Origin of the sequence: Flavobacterium segetis (assembly GCF_900129575.1) — a bacterium.
Taxonomy (GTDB): Bacteria; Bacteroidota; Bacteroidia; order Flavobacteriales; family Flavobacteriaceae; genus Flavobacterium; species Flavobacterium segetis.
On record NZ_FQWE01000016.1, the window covers coordinates 2,833 to 6,038 of the forward strand.

Annotated in this window: 2 rRNA genes; both read left to right on the forward strand. The window is 48.3% G+C overall.

The annotated features are described in order from the left end of the window. The first annotated feature begins 5 nt into the window (after positions 1-5). Positions 6-2,896, forward strand: a 23S ribosomal RNA gene (locus BUA99_RS14570). A gap of 182 nt (positions 2,897-3,078) precedes the next feature. Continuing rightward, positions 3,079-3,188: ribosomal RNA gene (gene rrf, locus BUA99_RS14575) — 5S ribosomal RNA — on the forward strand. Positions 3,189-3,206: the final 18 nt, after the last annotated feature.

A 3,206-nucleotide genomic window follows, 5' to 3' on the forward strand; every position in this document is an offset into this window, starting at 1 on the left:
GAGTACAATAAGCAAAATAAGGGCGTATGGGGGATGCCTTGGCTCTCAGAGGCGATGAAAGGCGTGATAAGCTGCGAAAAGCTACGGGGACGAGCACACATCGATTGATCCGTAGATACCTGAATGGGGCAACCCACTATGTTGAAGACATAGTACACCTACGGGTGGGCAAACCCGCTGAACTGAAACATCTAAGTAGGCGGAGGAGAAGAAAACAAAAGTGATTCCGTAAGTAGTGGCGAGCGAACGCGGATTAGCCCAAACCAATGATGTTACGGCATTATTGGGGTTGTAGGACCACGATATTTTATGTACAAAGAATTAGAATCTACTGGAAAGTAGAGCCATAGAAGGTGATAGCCCTGTATAAGTAATAAGTATAATAGATAGTGGTATCCTGAGTAGGGCGGGACACGAGAAATCCTGTCTGAATTTGGCGGGACCATCCGCTAAGGCTAAATACTCCTGAGAGACCGATAGTGAACCAGTACCGTGAGGGAAAGGTGAAAAGAACCGTGAATAACGGAGTGAAATAGATCCTGAAACCATACGCTTACAAGCGGTCGGAGCCCTTTAGTGGGGTGACGGCGTGCCTTTTGCATAATGAGCCTACGAGTTAACGTTGCTGGCAAGGATAAGTGGTTAAGCCACGGATCCGTAGCGAAAGCGAGTCTGAATAGGGCGCTTTAGTCAGTAGTGTTAGACGCGAAACCGTGTGATCTACCCATGGACAGGTTGAAGCTGTGGTAACACACAGTGGAGGACCGAACCCGTTGACGTTGAAAAGTCTTGGGATGATCTGTGGGTAGGGGTGAAAGGCCAATCAAACTCGGAAATAGCTCGTACTCCCCGAAATGCATTTAGGTGCAGCGCACGGCGCAAAGTTATATAGAGGTAGAGCTACTGATTGGATGCGGGGGCTTCACCGCCTACCAATTCCTGACAAACTCCGAATGCTATATAATGTTTCCGTGCAGTGAGGGCTTGGGTGCTAAGGTCCAAGTCCGAGAGGGAAAGAACCCAGACCATCAGCTAAGGTCCCCAAATATACGCTAAGTTGAAAGAACGAGGTTTGTCTGCCTAGACAGCTAGGATGTTGGCTTGGAAGCAGCCATTCATTTAAAGAGTGCGTAACAGCTCACTAGTCGAGCGGACGAGCATGGATAATAATCGGGCATAAGCGTATTACCGAAGCTATGGATTTCGTATTTATTTACGGAGTGGTAGGGGAGCATTCTATCGCGGTTGAAGGTGAGTCGTAAGGCTTGCTGGACGTTATAGAAAAGAAAATGTAGGCATAAGTAACGATAATGCGGGCGAGAAACCCGCACACCGAAAGACTAAGGTTTCCACAGCTATGCTAATCAGCTGTGGGTTAGTCGGGACCTAAGGCGAACCCGAAAGGGACAGTCGATGGACAACGGGTTAATATTCCCGTACTAGTTATTACTGTGATGGGGTGACGGAGTGATGAAAGCGCCGCGAACTGACGGAATAGTTCGTTGAAGTACCTACCTATAGGATCCGCAGGCAAATCCACGGATCTTGGGGAAATACGATAGTACTCGGATACTTCGGTAGAAGAGATAGTGCGCCTAAGGGCTTCCAAGAAAAACCTCTAAACTTCAGGTAATAAGTACCCGTACCGCAAACCGACACAGGTAGTCGAGAAGAGAATTCTAAGGTGCTCGAGAGATTCATGGCTAAGGAATTAGGCAAAATAGACCCGTAACTTCGGGAGAAGGGTCGCCAGCAGCAATGCTGGCCGCAGTGAAGAGGTCCAGGCGACTGTTTATCAAAAACACAGGGCTCTGCAAAATCGTAAGATGAAGTATAGGGCCTGACACCTGCCCGGTGCTGGAAGGTTAAGTGGAGATGTCATTCAGTAATGGAGAAGCATTGAAATGAAGCCCCAGTAAACGGCGGCCGTAACTATAACGGTCCTAAGGTAGCGAAATTCCTTGTCGGGTAAGTTCCGACCTGCACGAATGGTGTAACGATCTGGACACTGTCTCAGCCATGAGCTCGGTGAAATTGTAGTAGCGGTGAAGATGCCGCTTACCCGCAGTGGGACGAAAAGACCCTGTGCACCTTTACTATAGCTTAGTATTGACCTTGGATAAATGATGTGTAGGATAGGTTGGAGACTTCGATCCTGCGTCGCTAGGCGTAGGTTAGTCATTGTTGAAATACAACCCTTTGTTTATCTGAGGCCTAACCCCGCAATTGTGGGGGACATTGCTTGGTGGGTAGTTTGACTGGGGTGGTCGCCTCCAAAAGAGTAACGGAGGCTTCTAAAGGTTCCCTCAGTACGCTTGGTAACCGTGCGTAGAGTGCAATGGCATAAGGGAGCTTGACTGAGAGACATACAGGTCGATCAGGTACGAAAGTAGAGCATAGTGATCCGGTGGTTCCGCATGGAAGGGCCATCGCTCAAAGGATAAAAGGTACGCCGGGGATAACAGGCTGATCTCCCCCAAGAGCTCATATCGACGGGGGGGTTTGGCACCTCGATGTCGGCTCGTCACATCCTGGGGCTGGAGAAGGTCCCAAGGGTTGGGCTGTTCGCCCATTAAAGTGGCACGCGAGCTGGGTTCAGAACGTCGTGAGACAGTTCGGTCTCTATCTACTGTGGGCGCAAGAAATTTGAGTGGATCTGATTCTAGTACGAGAGGACCGAATTGGACAAACCTCTAGTGTATCTGTTGTCACGCCAGTGGCATGGCAGAGTAGCTACGTTTGGAAGGGATAAGCGCTGAAAGCATATAAGCGCGAAACCCACCACAAGATGAGATTTCTTTTAAGGGTCGTGGGAGATGACCACGTTGATAGGCTATAGATGTAAAGGCAGTAATGTCATAGTCGAGTAGTACTAATAACCCGTAAGCTTATGTACGCTTTTCTCCCCCAGCCTCGGCCGGGGGAGAAGAAACTTTCTAGATCCTAGATTCATCCAGAATGAGTAGGACAAACAATTTATTTTTCTTTATCTCAGTATGTTAAGATATTGGTTTGTAATTTATGGAATTTAGTTCCAGATCTTGCAAATGATAATTGTCCAAAGCAATTATAACCTCTTAAGGTGGTTATTGCGGCGGGGCTCACCTCTTCCCATCCCGAACAGAGTAGTTAAGCCCGCCTGCGCAGATGGTACTGCAGTTATGTGGGAGAGTATGTCGTCGCCTTTCTTTAAAAACCCTTCGTCA